The sequence below is a fragment of the Thiomonas sp. SCN 64-16 genome, assembly GCF_001725585.1.
In the GTDB taxonomy this organism is placed as follows: Bacteria; Pseudomonadota; Gammaproteobacteria; order Burkholderiales; family Burkholderiaceae_C; genus Thiomonas; species Thiomonas arsenitoxydans.
The window spans coordinates 1167-17252 of sequence record NZ_MEGQ01000031.1 but is presented as its reverse complement, the minus strand read 5'-3'; the positions used below and the strand labels follow the sequence as shown (position 1 = coordinate 17252).

Genomic DNA, 16086 nt, shown 5'->3' with positions numbered 1-16086 from the left:
GCCCTGATTCCGTCTGCCTTGATTCTGTCCCCCTGACTCATGACGCTCACCCCCCGGTTTCCCCGCTCCAGCGGCGTGCTGCTGCACCTCACCAGTCTGCCCAGCCCGCACGGCAGCGGCGATCTCGGGCCCGCGGCCTACCACTTCATCGACTGGCTGCATGCCGCCGGACAGTCGGTCTGGCAATTCCTGCCGCTGGGCGGCATCGGCCTGGGCGGCTCGCCCTATATGAGCAGTTCGGCCTTCGCCGGCAATGTACTGCTGATTGATCTCACCGAGCTGCACCGGCGCGGCTGGCTGGAAGCCGACGATCTCGTCGCGCAAGACGGGCTGTCGGACGAGCGCGTGCAGTTCGACCGCGTCATCCCGTATCGCATGGAACGTCTGCGCCGGGCCGCAGCGCGGTTCGAGACGACCGCCACGCTGCAGGAGCGCGCCGATCTGGCCGCCTTCCAGGCCGCGCACGCCGTCTGGCTCGACGACTACGCGTTGTTCATGGCGCTGTCCGAGCACTACGGCGAGCGCTTGTGGAACACCTGGGACGCCGCGCTGGCGCAGCGCCAGCCCGAAGCGCTGCAGCAAGCACGGGCCCGGCACGCCGAGCGCGTCGCCTTCTGGGCCTTCGCCCAATGGTGCTTTTTCCGCCAATGGGCCGCGCTGCGCGCCTATGCCCACGCCAAAGGCGTGCGGCTGATGGGCGACATGCCGATTTTCATTTCGCTCAACAGCGCCGATGTGTGGGCCCGGCCCGACCTGTTCCAGCTCGACGCCCGCGGCCATCCCACGGTCGTCTCCGGGGTGCCGCCCGACTATTTTTCCGCCACCGGACAGCGCTGGGGCAACCCGCATTACCGCTGGGCGGCGCACGAGGCCGAAGGGTTTGCCTGGTGGATCGCGCGGCTGCGCGCCACCTTCGAACTGGTCGATTGGGTGCGCGTCGATCATTTTCGCGGTTTCGAGAGCTGCTGGGAAATCCCCGCCGACGAGCCCACGGCCATCGGCGGCCGCTGGGTGCAGGCGCCGGGCGTGGCGCTGTTCGAGGCGGTGTCCAAAGCGCTCGGGCCCCTGCCCATCATTGCCGAAGATCTGGGCGTCATCACCCCCGAAGTCACCGCCCTGCGCCAGCGCTTCGGCTTTCCCGGCATGCGCATCCTGCACTTCGCCTGGGGGCAGAACGATGGCGGCGACAACGCCTACTTGCCGCACAACTACACCCACGACACCGTGGTCTATCCCGGTACCCACGACAACGACACCTCTGAGGGCTGGTGGGCGACAGCGCCCGAGGCCGTGCGCCACCATCTGCGCGAATACCTCGCCTGCGACGGTGGCGACATCGCCTGGACGCTGATCCGCGCCGCCAGCGCCAGCGTGGCCGACATCGCCCTGTTCGCCTTGCAGGACGTGCTGCGTCTGGATGGCACGCAGCGCATGAACACACCGGGCACGGCGCAGGGCAACTGGACCTGGCGCTTCACCTGGGATCAGGTACAACCGGGGCATGCGGCTGGCCTGCTGCGTTTCGGCCACCTCTACAACCGCCTACCCGCCTGAACTGGAACCTCGCCATGCTGACCGAACACGACATCGCCGACCTCGCCGCAGGCCACCACGCCGACCCGTTTGGCGTGCTCGGCATGCATTTGCGCGGCGCCACGCTGTGGGTGAACGCAGCACTGCCCGGCGCGCTGGGTGTGGAAGTCATCGAGCGCTCCAGCGGCGAGTCGGTCGCCGCGCTGGTGCGGCAGGACGACACCGCGGTATTCAGCGCCCGCATGGGCCACCGCCGCAAGCCCTTCGACTATCTGCTGCGGGTGACCTGGCCGCCCTTGCAGCCGGGCGATCCGAACTGGGTGACCGACCTCGAAGACCCCTACCGCTTTCCGCAAGTGCTGGGCGAGACCGACGCCTGGCTGCTGGCCGAAGGCACGCATCTGCGTCCCTACGAATGTCTGGGCGCGCATCCGGGCGAGATGCTCGGCGTGGCTGGCACGCGCTTTGCGGTGTGGGCGCCCAACGCGCGGCGCGTTTCGGTGATCGGCGATTTCAACGGCTGGGACGGCCGCCGCCACCCCATGCGGCTGCGGCGCGAATGCGGCGTGTGGGAAATCTTCCTCCCCGGCGTGGGCCAGGGCGCGCTATACAAATTCGAGATCCTCACCCAGCACGGCGAACTGCTGCAAAAGGCCGATCCGCTGGCGTTCCGCGCCGAACTGCGACCCAACACCGCCAGCATCGTGCAGGGCCTGCCGCCCCTGCACCCCATCCGCCCCGGCATGGCGCAGGCCAATGGATTCGAGGCACCCATCAGCATTTACGAGGTGCATCTGGGTTCCTGGCGCAAGGTAGACGGCTGGCGCTGGCTGAGCTACCGCGAACTGGCCGAAACCCTGGTGCCCTATGCCCGCGACCTGGGCTTCACCCATCTGGAGCTGCTGCCGGTCAGCGAACATCCCTTCGACGGCTCCTGGGGCTATCAGCCCATCAGCCTGTATGCGCCCACCGCGCGCTTCGGTACGCCCGAAGACTTTCAGTTTTTCGTCGATGCCGCGCACGAAGCCGGACTGGGCGTGATTCTCGACTGGGTGCCGGCACACTTTCCATCCGACCCGCATGGTCTGGCCAACTTCGACGGCACACATCTGTACGAATACGCCGACCCGAAAGAAGGCTTCCACCACGACTGGAACACCCTGATCTACAACTTCGGCCGCACCGAAGTGCGCAACTATCTGGTGGCCAACGCGCTGTACTGGCTGGAGCGCTTCAACATCGACGGCCTGCGCGTGGACGCCGTAGCCTCCATGCTCTACCGCGACTACAGCCGCCCGGCCGGTCAGTGGGTGCCCAACAAGTTCGGCGGACGCGAGAACCTCGAAGCCATCGACTTCCTGCGCCGCATGAACCACACCGTCGGCGTGCAGCGGCCGGGCGCCATCACCCTGGCAGAAGAATCCACCGCCTTTCCCGGCGTCAGCCGCCCGCCGAGCGACGACCTGCAAAGCGGCGGCCTGGGCTTTCACTACAAGTGGAATATGGGCTGGATGCACGACAGCCTGAGCTACATCCGCCGCGACCCGGTGCACCGCAAGTATCACCACAACGAGCTGACCTTCAGCATGATGTACGCCTATGACGAGAACTTCGTGCTGCCGCTCTCGCACGACGAAGTGGTGCATGGCAAAGGCTCGCTGCTCGCCAAGATGCCCGGCGACCGCTGGCAACAGTTCGCCAACCTGCGCGCCTATCTCGGCTATATGTTCAGTCATCCTGGCAAGAAGCTGCTGTTCATGGGCGACGAATTCGCGCAGGCTTCGGAATGGCAGTCCGACTACAGCCTCGACTGGGACGCGCTGCTGCACGCGCCCAACCAGGGCGTGCAACGTCTGGTGCGCGACCTCAACCTCACCTACCGCGCCCACCCGGCGCTGCATCAGCTCGACCATCACCCGGGCGGCTTCGCCTGGATCACCTACGATGACGCTTCACAATCCGTGCTGGCCTACGAGCGCGGCGCCAGCGAGGGCAGCCGCTTCGTCGTGCTGTGCAACTTCACCCCCACCCCGCGTCACGACTACCGCATCGGCGTGCCGCAAGGCGGGCGCTGGGAGGCGCTGATCAATACCGACGATGCCGTGTATGACGGCTCCGGCTTGCCGCTGGCCCTGCGCGAGGCCGAGGCCCAGCCCTCGCATGGCCGCCCGTTCTCGCTGCAACTCACCCTGCCGCCGCTGGCTTGCGTCATTCTGCGGCCCGCCGCCTGATGCCATGAGCGCGCAACGCCGCCGGGCAAAACACCCCGTCAAATCCGCCCCCCTCGGGCTGCAAGCCGCACGGGTTGCGACCCTGGGCGCGCAACTGCAGTCCGACGGCGTGCACTTCGCCTTGGCGGCACCGCATGCGCAGGCGGTGGAGCTGTGCCTGTTTGCCCCGGACGGGCAGACCGAAGTCGCCCGCCTGCCCATGCCCACGTTGCGTGATGGCATCTGGCAAGGCGTGCTGGCCGCAGAATCCGGCGGCGTCGAAGGGCTGATCTACGGCTGGCGGGTGCACGGCCCCTGGTCGCCCAAAGAAGGCCACCGCTTCAACCCGGCCAAGCTGCTGCTCGACCCTTGCGCGCGCGAAGTCGTCGGCCGCTACGACGGCAGCGACGTGCACCTCGGCCATGATCCGGCCCACCCCGACCGTCCCGACCCGCGAGACAACGCCGCCACCGCACTCAAGGCCCGCGTGGTCGCCGACCTGCCCCCTTTGGCCCAGCCCCGACCCGTCATCGACCCGGCGCAGCGGGTGATTTACGAATTGCACGTCAAGGGTTTCACCGCGCAGCACCCCGACCTGCCCCCCGCCCTGCGCGGCAGCTACGCCGGGCTGGCGCATCCGGCCAGCATTGATTACCTCAAGGCGCTGGGCGTCACCACGGTCAGCCTGCTGCCCATCGCCTTTCGCGCCGACGAAGCCCGGCTGCTGCAGATGGGCCTGAGCAATTACTGGGGCTACACCCCCATTGCCTGGGCCGCGCCCGAAACCCGGCTGTGGAGCGGCGCCGAGGGCAGCACGCCGCGCAGCGAATTCCGCGCCCTGGTCGAGGCCCTGCACGGCGCCGGGCTGGAGGTGATTCTCGACGTGGTCTACAACCACACCGCCGAGCTCGACCCGCACACCGGCCCCACCCTGTCGATGCGCGGCATCGACAACGCGCTCTACTACCACCGCAACCCGCAAGAGCCCGAGCGCACGCTCGACTGGACGGGCTGCGGCAACAGCGTCAACCTCAACGAGCCTCTGGTGCTGCGCGTGGCCCTGGACAGCCTGCGCCGCTGGGTGAGCGAGTTCGGCGTGGACGGCTTTCGCTTCGATCTGGCCAGCACCCTGGCGCGCGGCACGGCGCGGGTGCAATACGACTTCCAGCCCGACGGCGCTTTTCTCAGCGCGGTGGCGCAAGACCCGCTGCTGTGCAACTGTCTGCTCGTCGCCGAGCCCTGGGATCTGGGGCTGGGCGGTTATCGCCTGGGCGGCTTTCCGCCCGGCTGGCTGGAGTGGAACGACCGCTTCCGCGACACCCAGCGCGGCTTCTGGCTGCAGCATCAAAACGCGCCGGGCGAGTTCGCCACCCGGCTGGCGGGGTCGAGCGATGTGTTCAACCCCGCACTGCGCGGAGCGCACAGCAGCGTGAACTTCATCACCGCGCACGACGGCTTCACCCTGCGCGACCTGGTCAGCTACGCCCACCGCCACAACCAGGCCAACGGCGAAGACAACCGCGACGGCCACGGCCACAACCTCAGCATCAACAACGGCGTCGAAGGGCCCACGCAATCGGCCGACATCCTCGCCGCCCGTGCCCGGCAAAGCCGCGCCCTGCTGGCGGTGCTGCTACTCGCACTCGGCACCCCCATGCTGCTGGCGGGCGACGAAGTCGGTCACACCCAGCGCGGCAACAACAACGCTTACTGCCAGGACAACCCGATCTCCTGGATCGACTGGGCGCAGGCCGATGCGTCTCTGCGCGACTTCGTGCGCGGCGCGCTGGCCTTGCGGCGCAGTCTTCCGCTTCTGCAAAGCCACGCCTGGTGGGCCCCGGTGGCCACCGCATCCCAGCCCGGTGCGGTGTGGTACCGGCCCGACGGCCACCCGATGGAACAGGCCGACTGGACGCTCGACGACCACGGCGCGCTGATGGTGCTGTTGTGCGCTGCAAAGACATCTTTGCATGGCGTGGCCCCGCAGCAGGTTCTGATTCTGATCAATGCCGAGGGACAAGAAGCCTCTTTCACCCTCAGGCCGGGGGCGTGGCTGCTTAGACTGTCCACAGACAATGGTTTTGTCGCTTTGCCCAGCGACAATCAGGCTCAGGACAAAGCCCAGCGGCTGCAAGCTCGGCAAACGCTGCCGCCCACCAGCCTGTGGATCGCCACGCTGGAGGGCGCCGCGCCGCACACCCCAGGAGACCTTTGAGCATGAAACTCGTCACCCGCCCTGCCACGCCGTTCGAAGGCCAGCGCCCCGGCACTTCCGGGCTGCGCAAAAAAGTCAGCGTGTTCCAGCAACCCGGCTATCTCGAAAACTTTGTGCAGGCCTTGTTCAACGTACTGGGGGACGCCAGCGGCAAAACCCTGGTGGTGGGCGGCGACGGGCGTTACTACAACCGCGTCGCCATCCAGACCATCCTGCGCATGGCCGCGGCGCACGGCTACGCGCGGGTGCTGGTGGGGCAAGGAGGATTGTTGTCCACCCCGGCGATGAGCGCGGTCATCCGCCGCCGGGCGGCCAGCGGCGGCATCGTGCTGTCGGCCAGCCACAACCCCGGCGGGCCGCAAGGCGACTTCGGCATCAAATACAACATCGCCAACGGCGGCCCCGCGCCCGAATCGGTCACAGAAGCCATCTACCTGCGTTCGCGCGAGGTGTATGAAATCCGCACGATCGACAGCCCCGACCTGCCGCTGGACGCTCTGGGCACCCACACCCTGCTGGGCACGCAGATCGAGATCATCGACCCGGTAGCCGACTATTGCGCGGTGCAGCGCGAGCTGTTCGATTTCGACGCCATTCGCGCCCTGTTCGCCCGCGGCTTCCGCCTGCGGCTGGACACCATGTGGGCGGTCGGCGGCCCCTATGCCAAAGCCCTGCTCGAAGGCGAACTCGGCGCACCCAAGGGCACGGTGGTCAACGCCGAGCCGCGCGAAGACTTCGGCGATCTGCACCCCGACCCCAACCCGGTCAACGCCACCGATCTGATCGATCATATGTCGGCCGCCGACGCCCCCGACATGGGCGCCGCCACCGACGGCGATGCCGACCGCAACATGATCGTCGGCCGCAACTTCGTCGTCTCACCCTCCGACAGCCTCGCCGTGCTGGCAGCGCACGCCACACGCGTTCCGGGCTATGCCAGCGGGCTGGCCGGTGTGGCGCGCTCCATGCCCACCTCGACCGCGGTCGATCGCGTCGCCGCAGCCCTGGGCATCGCCTGCTACGAGACCCCCACCGGCTGGAAGTTTTTCGGCAACCTGCTCGATGCCGGCAAAGTCACCCTCTGCGGGGAAGAGAGCTATGGCACCGGCTCGAATCACATCCGCGAAAAGGACGGCCTGTGGGCCGTGCTGTTCTGGCTCAATCTCGTCGCGGTTACCGGCAAGTCGGTGGAACAACTGGTGCGCGAACTATGGGCCGAGCATGGCCGCTGCGTGTATTCGCGCCACGATTACGAGGGCATCCCCACCGAACAGGCCGACGCGCTGATGCGCGACTTGCGCGCCGCCCTGCCCGGCCTTCCTGGCCAGGTTCTCGCGGGCGAGCCCGTGGCGCTGGCCGACGACTTCGCCTACACCGACCCCACCGACGGCAGCGTCAGCAGCAAACAAGGCGTGCGCATCATTCTGCAAAGCGGCTCGCGCGTGGTGTTCCGCCTCTCGGGCACGGGCACCGAAGGCGCCACGTTGCGCATCTACCTCGAGCGCCATGAGCCCGACCCCGCGCGCCACGACCTGCCCGCGCAACAGGCGCTCGCCCCACTCATCGCCTTGGCCGAGCAAGTGGCCCGGGTGCGCCACTGGACGGGCATGGACACCCCCAGCGTGATGACCTGACACTCAGTTTGCCTTAGAGCTTCACCCCTAAAACACACAGGAGACCTGCCATGAATCAGAACAGCCCCTTGAGCCCGATGAACATGCAAGATCGCCAGATGCAGCCGCACATGCTGGTGCGCCGCTCCATCGCCCTGGTGCTGGCCGGCGGGCGCGGCTCGCGGCTCAAGCAACTCACCGACAAGCGCGCCAAGCCCGCGGTGTATTTCGGCGGCAAGTTCCGCATCATCGACTTCGCGCTGTCCAACTGCGTCAATTCCGGTATCCGCCGCATCGGCGTGATCACCCAATACAAATCGCACTCGCTGCTGCGCCACCTGCAGCGCGGCTGGAGCTTCTTGCGCGCCGAGCTTAACGAAATGGTCGATCTGCTCCCCGCGCAGCAACGGGTGGACGAAGAACACTGGTACCGCGGCACGGGAGATGCGGTCTATCAGAACATCGACATCATCCAGTCGAGCAAGCCCGAATATGTGGTGATTCTGGCCGGCGATCATGTTTACAAGATGGACTACTCCATCATGCTGCAAGACCACGCCACCAGCGGCGCGCAGGTCACCGTGGGCTGCATCGAAGTGCCGCGCAGCGAGGCCAGCGCCTTCGGCGTCATGTCCATCGACGCGAGCCGCAAAATCGTCGAGTTCATCGAAAAACCCGCCGATCCTCCCGCCATGCCCGGCAACGAGCAGATGTCGCTGGCCAGCATGGGCATCTACATCTTCAACGCCAGCGCGCTCTACCGCATGCTGGACGAAGACATGGCCGACCCCGCCTCCTCGCACGACTTCGGCAAAGACATCATCCCCAAAGCGGTGCGCGCAGGCCTGGCGCACGCGCATCCCTTTTCCATGTCGTGCGTGCAGGGCGGGCAGCAAAGCCAGCCCTACTGGCGCGACGTCGGCACGCTCGACGCCTTCTGGGCCGCCAACCTCGATCTGGCCTCGGTCACCCCCGAGCTCAACCTCTACGACACCGAATGGCCGATCTGGACCAGCCAGCGCCAGCTTCCTCCGGCCAAGTTCGTGCAAGACCACAACGGCAGCCACGGCAAGACCATCAACATGATGGTCTCGGGCGGGTGCATTCTCTCGGGCTCCTCGGTCAGCAACTCGGTGTTGTTCTCCAATGTGCGGGTGCACTCGTTCTGCACCATCAACGAGTGCGTGCTATTGCCCGATGTGCTCATCAACCGCTCCTGCCGCCTGAACAAAGTGATACTCGACCGCGGCTGCGTGCTGCCCGAGGGCATGGTGATCGGCGAAGACCCGGAGCTTGACGCCAAACGCTTTGAGCGCACGAGCAACGGCGTGGTGCTGGTGACCAAAAAAATGCTGCGGGCGCTGGGCGAGACCGAGCTGAACGAGGAAGACGATGACTGAACCTAGCCCCCAAGCTGCGGCTTCGCCTGCGCTGCCCCCCGAGGGGGCGCACCCCGCCTTGGGGCGGCCCGGCGGCGGGGTGGCCCTGCGCGTGCTGCAAGTCAGCGCCGAAATCTTCCCCCTGCTCAAGACCGGCGGCCTGGCCGACATCGCCGGCGCCCTGCCCGCGGCGCTGGCCACAGCCGGTTGCGACACGCGCGTGCTGCTGCCCGGTTTTCCCGCCATCCGCGCCGGTTTGGCGAACGGCGAAACCGTCGGTCAATTCACCCTACCCTGGGGCGAGACCGTCGGCGTGCTGCTTGGCACGCTGCCCGCCGTACCAGGCGCCGAGGGCCGCCCGGTACACGCCTATGTGCTCGACGCGCCCAGCCTGTACGACCGCCCGGGCAATCCCTACGAAGACGCGCAGCGCTGTCCCTATGCCGACAATCATCGCCGTTTCGCCGCGCTGGGCTGGGCGGCAGCGCGGCTGGCGCACGGCCTCGATGCCGCCTGGGCGCCGCACCTCGTGCACGGCCACGACTGGCACGCCGGCCTTGCGGCAGCCTGCCTGAAATTCAGCGCGGGCAAGCCGGTGCCGTGTATCTATACCGTGCACAACCTGGCCTACCAGGGCATTTTCCCGGCGGACGTGATGGGCGATCTCGGCCTGCCTGCCAGCGCGTTTCAAGTCGATGGTCTGGAATTTCATGGCCAGGTCTCGTTCATGAAGGCTGGTCTGTTTTACCCCGACAAGATCACCACGGTCAGCCCCAGCTATGCGCGCGAAATCCAGACGCCCGAACAGGGCTTCGGCCTCGATGGGCTGCTGCGCACCCGGCGCAACGACCTCAGCGGCATCCTCAACGCGGTCGATGCGGCCGTGTGGAATCCCGCGACCGACGCCCACATTCCGCGACACTACAGCGCCGAAAGTCTCGCGGGCAAGTCGCGCTGCAAAGCCGCCTTGCAAGAAGAAGCCGGTCTGACTCTCAGCAAAGACACTCCCTTGTTCACCGTGGTCAGCCGCCTGACCGAGCAGAAGGGCCTCAACCTCGTACTCGCCGCCATCGACACCCTGGTTGAAGGCGGCGGGCAGTTGCTGGTCTTGGGCAGCGGCGACCACGAACTGGAAACGGCCTTCAGCCATGCGGCGCAGCGTCATGCGGGCACCGTGGCCCTGCGCGTCGGCTACGACGAAGCCTTTGCCCACCGCATTTTTGCCGGCAGCGACATCACCCTCGTGCCGTCCCGCTTCGAGCCCTGCGGCCTCACCCAGATGTACGGCCTGCTCTACGGCAGCCTGCCGCTGGTGCGCGCCGTGGGCGGTCTGGCCGACACCGTGGTCGACGCCGATCTCGCCACCCTCGACGACGGCACGGCCACGGGCATTGTTTTTGCCAACTTTTCCGAGGCGGATTACCGCCACGCGGTGCGGCGTGCGCTGGCCCTCTATCGCCAGCCGCGCGCCTGGTCGCGGGTGCGGCAAACTGGCATGCATCAAGACTTCAGCTGGACGCAGGCGGCCCGACAATACCGTGTGGTCTACCAGGCTGCCCTCCCGAATTTTTCCCACGCTCTCCCATGACCCCCGAACCTAAACCGCCCATTCCCGAAGCCGCGAACGTTCCCTTCGTCCACGACACCCCGCCGCACGACGTGGCGGCGCTCAAGCGCGCCATCTCCAACAAGCTGATGTTCCAGATCGGCAAAGACCCGCGTTCGGCGCAGCCGGTCGACTGGCTGCACGCCGCGTCTTACGCCGTGCGCGACCTGATGGTGGAGCGCTGGTTCGACACCACCCACGCCCGCAACGAACAAGACGCCAAGCAGGTCTATTACCTGTCGATGGAATTTCTCATCGGCCGCGCCTTCACCAATGCCCTGCTCGCCATGGAAATCACCGAGCCGCTGCGCCAGGCGCTGCGCGAACTGGGTGTGGACATGAACGCCATCGCCGATCTGGAGCCCGACGCCGCTTTAGGCAACGGCGGTCTGGGCCGCCTGGCCGCCTGCTTTCTCGACAGCATGGCCACGCTGGGCATTCCCGGCTACGGCTACGGCATTCGCTACGACTACGGCATGTTCCGCCAGACCATCGTCGATGGCCGCCAGGTGGAGACGCCCGACTACTGGCTGACCGACGGCAACCCGTGGGAGTTCCCGCGCCCCGAAGTGGTCTACCGCGTGCAGTTCGGCGGTCACGTGATCAAAGAGGGCGACCGCGCCCGCTGGGTGGATACCCACGATGTCGAGGCCATGGCCTACGACACCATCATTCCCGGCTACGACACCACCACGACCAACACCCTTCGTCTGTGGTCGGCCAAGGCCACCAAGGAGATCGATCTGGGCGCCTTCAACCGCGGCGACTACTTCGGCGCGGTCGAGCAGAAAAACCATTCCGAAAACGTCTCGCGCGTGCTCTACCCCGACGACTCGACTGACGCCGGACGCGAGCTGCGGCTGCATCAGGAATATTTCTTCTGCAGCGCCAGCGTGCAAGATTTGATGCGCCGCTACCTGCAGACGCACACCGGCTTCGACCAGTTCGCCGACAAGGTGTCCATCCACCTCAACGACACCCACCCGGTGCTCGCCATTCCCGAGTTGATGCGCCTGTTTCTCGACGTCCATCACCTGCCCTTCAACGATGCCTGGCGCATCTGTCAGGGCGTGTTCTCCTACACCAACCACACCCTGATGTCGGAGGCGCTCGAAACCTGGCCGATCGACATGCTGGGCCGCGTATTGCCCCGCCACCTGCAGATCATTCTCGACATCAACGCCTACTTCCTCACCCGGCTGACGCAGAAGCACGGGCACGATGTGAACCTCATGCGGCACGTCTCTCTGGTCAACGAATCGGGCACGCGTTCAGTGCGCATGGCTTATCTTGCCGTGCTCGCCAGCCATTCGGTCAATGGCGTCTCCAAGCTGCACTCCGAACTGATGCAGCAGTCCATCTTTGCCGACTTCGCCAAGCTCTGGCCCGCCCGCTTCAACAACAAGACCAACGGCATCACCCAGCGTCGCTGGTTGGCGCTGGCCAATCCGCCGCTGGCCGCGCTGCTCGACAAAACCATCGGCGCCCACTGGCGGCGCGACCTGTCCGAACTGGCCAAGCTGCGCCCGCTGCTGGGCAGCTCAGACCTCGTCAAAGAGTTCCAGAGCGCCAAACGCAGCAACAAAGCGCGATTCGCCGCGTGGCTGAAAACCCATCACGGCGTGACCATTCCGGTCGATGCGCTGTACGACGTGCAGGTCAAACGCATCCACGAATACAAGCGCCAGCTGCTCAATGTGCTGCACGTCATCACCCGCTACCTGCGCATCCTCGAACAGCCAGGCAGCGTCACCGTGCCGCGCGTCGTCATTTTTTCGGGCAAGGCGGCCTCGGCCTATCACATGGCCAAGCTCATCATCCAGCTCATCAACGATGTCGCCAAAACCATCAACAACGATGACCGCGTGGGCGATCTGCTCAAAGTCGTGTTCGTACCCAATTACAGCGTAAGTGCGGCCGAAGTCATCATTCCAGCGGCCGACCTGTCTGAGCAAATTTCCACCGCGGGCACCGAGGCCTCGGGCACCGGCAATATGAAACTGGCGCTCAACGGCGCGCTGACCATCGGCACGCTCGACGGCGCCAATGTCGAAATCCAGGAGAACGTCGGCGCCGACAACATTTTCATCTTCGGCCTGACCGCAGGCGAAGTGACCGATCTGCGCATGACCGGCTACCAGCCCAACGCCATCGTCGGCGCCAACCCCGAGCTGGCGCGCGTGCTCGAAACCCTGCGCGACGGCCGCTTCAGTCCGGAAGAACCGCATCGCTATCAGAGCATCTACGACCTGCTGGTCAACTGGGGCGACCACTACATGCTGCTGGCCGACTACGCCAGCTATATCGCCACGCAGAGCAAGGTCGATGTGCTCTACCGCAATCCCGATGAGTGGGCGAAAAAAGCGCTGGCCAATGTGGCCGGCATGGGCCCGTTCTCCTCCGACCGCACCATTGCCGAATACGCCGAGCAGATCTGGCACGCTAAGCCCTTGCTAAGCTAAGCCCCGTCAGCTCACCCCTGCGTCCACCGATCGATTTTCGTCCGACTCAATCTGCCCGCCGAACCTCATGCCCACACCCAAGACCATCGACACCGCCGGCCTGCGGCTGGAGTTCACCCGCCACGGCGAGCAGGCGCTCGCCACCGCGCTCAAAACCCTCGCCGCCCTGCCCAACAAGGCGCAAGACCTGGTGAGCAAGACGGTACTCAACGGCAGCGAAAACCGTCCCGCCTGGCATGTGCTGTCCCGGCTGGGCGCCAAGGGGCTGGATGCGCCCTCGCAGGCCGCCGCCGACTTTCTGCAAGCCGAGTTCACCCGCATGGCCGACTGGGTAGACCAACGGGTGGAAGAAGCCGGAGCGGAAGGGCTCGACATCATTCATCTCGGGGCTGGCGGCTCTGAAACCCCCATGCTCGCGCTGCACACCGCCCTCTCGGTGCTGCAGACTCCGCGTTGCCGGGTGCACTGGGTCGCCAACCTCGACGGCGCCACGATCGACGCCGCGTTGGCGGCGGCCAAGCCCGAGCGCAGCTGGATCATCATCAACAGCAAGTCATTCCGCACCCAGGAAGTCATGCGCAACGCCGACATCGCCCTGCGCTGGCTGGGCGACGGCATCGGCACTGACAAGGCCCGCCAACGCCTGGTCGCGCTCACCGCCAACGCTGAGCTGGCGCTGCAGCGCTTCGGCTTGCCTGCGAATCAGATCTTCCGCTCGTTGCCCGAGATCGGCGGACGCTTCTCGCTGTGGAGTGCCCACGGCATGGTGTTGCTGCTCGCCTTCGGCCGTGAAACCGTGACCCAGCTTCACGCCGGCGCGCACGATATGGACCAGCACTTCCTCAGCACCCCGTTGGAAAGCAGCGCCCCGGGGCTGATGGCTGGCTTGTCGCACGCCTATCGCGTGCGCTTTGGCCTGCCCCTGCTCTCCATCGGGCTGTACGGCGATGCGTTCTCGCGCATGCCGCTGTACCTGCAACAACTGCTGATGGAATCGCTGGGCAAATCCACCAGCGCCGACGGCATGCAGCCCGTCCACGTCAGCGGCCCTGCAGTCATCAGCGGCGTGGGCACCCCGGTGCAGCACACCTATTTTCAACTGCTGCACCAGGCCGCCGTTCCCGTGTTCCACGAAATCGTCGCCGTAGCCCATCCCTGGCACCGCCACCTGCGCGAGCACATGGCGCTGCTGGCCAACGCGCTGGGCCAGGCCGACGCGCTGTGGAACGGCAAAGACGCCTCAAGCTGGCAAACCGAACTCATGGCCCAAGGCATGTCGCCCGAAGCCGCCGCCCGCGCCGCGCATCACCGCGCCTGCCCCGGTGGCCGCCCGTCCACCTTCATCTGGATGGAGCGCTTGAGCGCCTACCACCTCGGCGCCCTGCTGGCCCTGTATGAACATCGTACCGTCGTGGAAGGCTGGCTCTACGGCATCAATCCCTTCGACCAATGGGGCGTGGAACTCGGCAAGACCCTGGCCACCAAGATCGAAAACGCCCTGCTGTCACAAAACGCCCAAGGCCTCAGCCCCGAAACCGCCGCCTCGCTCGACTACCTGCGCACGCACAGCAACTGATCGCCACCACGTGCGCTGCGCCCGAGCAAGTTGAGTATCCGGTCTGAAAAGTGGCCTGCCCGACTGGATTCGAACCAGTGGCCTACGGCTTAGAAGGCCGAAAACAAAATCGCTGAAACCCGCATGAATGCTTGATCTGCTAGTATTTTTTCCAGCATTTGTGGGAATCTAGTGGGAATCGGGGGTTCGGTTATGGCGTACTTTGAGCAACGGAAAGCAGGCTGGATGGTGCAGATTCGGCGACGCGGCATGCCGACGCTTTCACGCACGTTCGATCTGAAAAGCGACGCGGAGGCCTGGGCGCGGGAGGTCGAGCGCGAACTTCAACGCGGCAATGCCGCCGTGCTGCGCGATGACGCGGGCAAGACCACATTCACGCAGGTCGTGGAGCGGTATGTGGCCGGGCCTGTGCAGTCGCTGGCATCACGAGCGGACGTGATGCGCTACATGCGCGTTGCATCGGAGCGGTTCGGCCCGATGTTTCTTGCCGCCATCCGCGCCGTCGATGTGGCGGCCTGGCGTGATGAACTTCTGGCCGAAGACTTGTCTGCGCAGTCAGTCATTCATCATCTCAACGCGCTGTCCGGGCTGTTCACATTCGTTGAAAAAGAACTGAGCATCTCCCTGCCCTCTGGCAACCCGGTCAAGTCGATTCTCAAGCCGTCGTTGCCCAAGGCAAGGGATCGGCGCTTGCTGCCCAGTGAGCTTGAAGCGCTGCTTGTTGCCGCAGACGCCGGACGGTCTGACCGCGCGCCCGGCATGCGGCAGGCTATCACCCTGGCCGTGGAGTCCAGCATGCGCCTGGGCGAGTTGCTCGGGATGGAATGGTCGCGGATCGATCTCGTCCGCCGCACCGCGCACTTGGTGGACACCAAGAACGGCGAGAGCCGGACGGTGGCGTTGTCCAGTGCTGCGGTGGCGGCGCTGCAAAGCCTGCCGCGTCGGATCGACGGCCGGGTGTTCGCGTGGGCAACGTCACAAAGTTTTGAGCGATCATGGCGTCTGTGCCTTGCACGTGCGCGGCGCCAGTGCGAAGCCAATTACGCCGGGAAGGGGTTGACGCCCGACCCCGCATTCTTGTCTGATCTGCGGTTTCACGATCTGCGACATGAGGCGACAAGCAGGCTGTTTGAGCTGGGCCTTGGCGTCATGGAGGTAGCCAGCATGACCGGTCACAAGTCACTCGCCATGCTCAAGCGCTACACGCATATCGAGGCAGAGAAGCTGGCGAAGAAGCTGGGATAATGCGCGATCATGAAGCCCTCCCAAGCCCTGCAAAACCATCGAGCCGAGATTCTCCGCATCGTTCTGGCCCATCGTGCCCTCAACGCGCGTGTTTTCGGGTCGGTCGTGCGTGGCGAGGATGACGACCGCAGCGACCTGGATGTGCTGGTTGATCCCACGGCGGAAACGTCACTAATGGATGTTGCAGCCATCCAGGTCGAACTGGAGCGTTTGCTGGGCGTGCCTGTTGATGTCCTCACCCCGGGTG

At 65.8% G+C, this 16086-nt stretch carries 9 protein-coding genes and 1 pseudogene; all 10 read left to right on the top strand.

The window, feature by feature from the left end; translation table 11 throughout:
• Positions 1 to 39 precede the first annotated feature (39 nt).
• On the top strand, positions 40 to 1554 hold the full coding sequence (gene malQ / locus ABT24_RS09905; RefSeq protein WP_276732590.1) for a 4-alpha-glucanotransferase: 1515 nt from the start codon (positions 40 to 42) through the stop codon (positions 1552 to 1554).
• Positions 1555 to 1568: 14 nt separating this feature from the next.
• Positions 1569 to 3764 (top strand): 1,4-alpha-glucan branching protein GlgB, encoded by a 2196-nt coding sequence (gene glgB, locus ABT24_RS09900; RefSeq protein WP_276732593.1) that lies wholly within the window; start codon positions 1569 to 1571, stop codon positions 3762 to 3764.
• 4 nt (positions 3765 to 3768) lie between these two features.
• A complete protein-coding gene (gene glgX, locus ABT24_RS09895; RefSeq protein WP_276732598.1) occupies positions 3769 to 5958 on the top strand; it encodes a glycogen debranching protein GlgX in 2190 nt (729 codons plus the stop codon).
• Between the two features lie 2 nt (positions 5959 to 5960).
• On the top strand, positions 5961 to 7592 hold the full coding sequence (locus tag ABT24_RS09890) for an alpha-D-glucose phosphate-specific phosphoglucomutase (protein ID WP_276732602.1): 1632 nt from the start codon (positions 5961 to 5963) through the stop codon (positions 7590 to 7592).
• 50 nt (positions 7593 to 7642) lie between these two features.
• The gene (gene glgC, locus ABT24_RS09885; RefSeq protein ID WP_156052907.1) at positions 7643 to 8971 is read left to right on the top strand and encodes a glucose-1-phosphate adenylyltransferase; all 1329 of its coding nucleotides are present in this window, start codon (positions 7643 to 7645) and stop codon (positions 8969 to 8971) included.
• 85 nt (positions 8972 to 9056) lie between these two features.
• Positions 9057 to 10538 (top strand): glycogen synthase GlgA, encoded by a 1482-nt coding sequence (glgA, locus tag ABT24_RS09880; RefSeq protein WP_276732625.1) that lies wholly within the window; start codon positions 9057 to 9059, stop codon positions 10536 to 10538.
• The gene (locus ABT24_RS09875) at positions 10535 to 13018 is read left to right on the top strand and encodes a glycogen/starch/alpha-glucan phosphorylase (protein WP_276732606.1); all 2484 of its coding nucleotides are present in this window, start codon (positions 10535 to 10537) and stop codon (positions 13016 to 13018) included. Before glgA ends, ABT24_RS09875 begins: the two co-directional genes overlap by 4 nt.
• A gap of 67 nt (positions 13019 to 13085) precedes the next feature.
• A complete protein-coding gene (locus tag ABT24_RS09870; protein ID WP_013122775.1) occupies positions 13086 to 14594 on the top strand; it encodes a phosphoglucose isomerase-related protein in 1509 nt (502 codons plus the stop codon).
• A gap of 225 nt (positions 14595 to 14819) precedes the next feature.
• Complete coding sequence (locus ABT24_RS09865) at positions 14820 to 15839, top strand: site-specific integrase (protein WP_286737764.1); 1020 nt, start codon at positions 14820 to 14822, stop codon at positions 15837 to 15839.
• 9 nt (positions 15840 to 15848) lie between these two features.
• Positions 15849 to 16086 (top strand): annotated as a pseudogene (locus tag ABT24_RS09860) (nucleotidyltransferase family protein); the annotation flags it as partial.

What these genes read in the sequence shown, in the direction of transcription:
- malQ (WP_276732590.1), top strand. Translation starts at nt 40, where the DNA reads ATGACGCTCACCCCCCGGTTTCCCCGCTCCAGCGGCGTGCTGCTGCAC.
- glgB (WP_276732593.1), top strand. Translation starts at nt 1,569, where the DNA reads ATGCTGACCGAACACGACATCGCCGACCTCGCCGCAGGCCACCACGCC.
- glgX (WP_276732598.1), top strand. Translation starts at nt 3,769, where the DNA reads ATGAGCGCGCAACGCCGCCGGGCAAAACACCCCGTCAAATCCGCCCCC.
- ABT24_RS09890 (WP_276732602.1), top strand. Translation starts at nt 5,961, where the DNA reads ATGAAACTCGTCACCCGCCCTGCCACGCCGTTCGAAGGCCAGCGCCCC.
- glgC (WP_156052907.1), top strand. Translation starts at nt 7,643, where the DNA reads ATGAATCAGAACAGCCCCTTGAGCCCGATGAACATGCAAGATCGCCAG.
- ABT24_RS09875 (WP_276732606.1), top strand. Translation starts at nt 10,535, where the DNA reads ATGACCCCCGAACCTAAACCGCCCATTCCCGAAGCCGCGAACGTTCCC.
- ABT24_RS09870 (WP_013122775.1), top strand. Translation starts at nt 13,086, where the DNA reads ATGCCCACACCCAAGACCATCGACACCGCCGGCCTGCGGCTGGAGTTC.
- ABT24_RS09865 (WP_286737764.1), top strand. Translation starts at nt 14,820, where the DNA reads ATGGTGCAGATTCGGCGACGCGGCATGCCGACGCTTTCACGCACGTTC.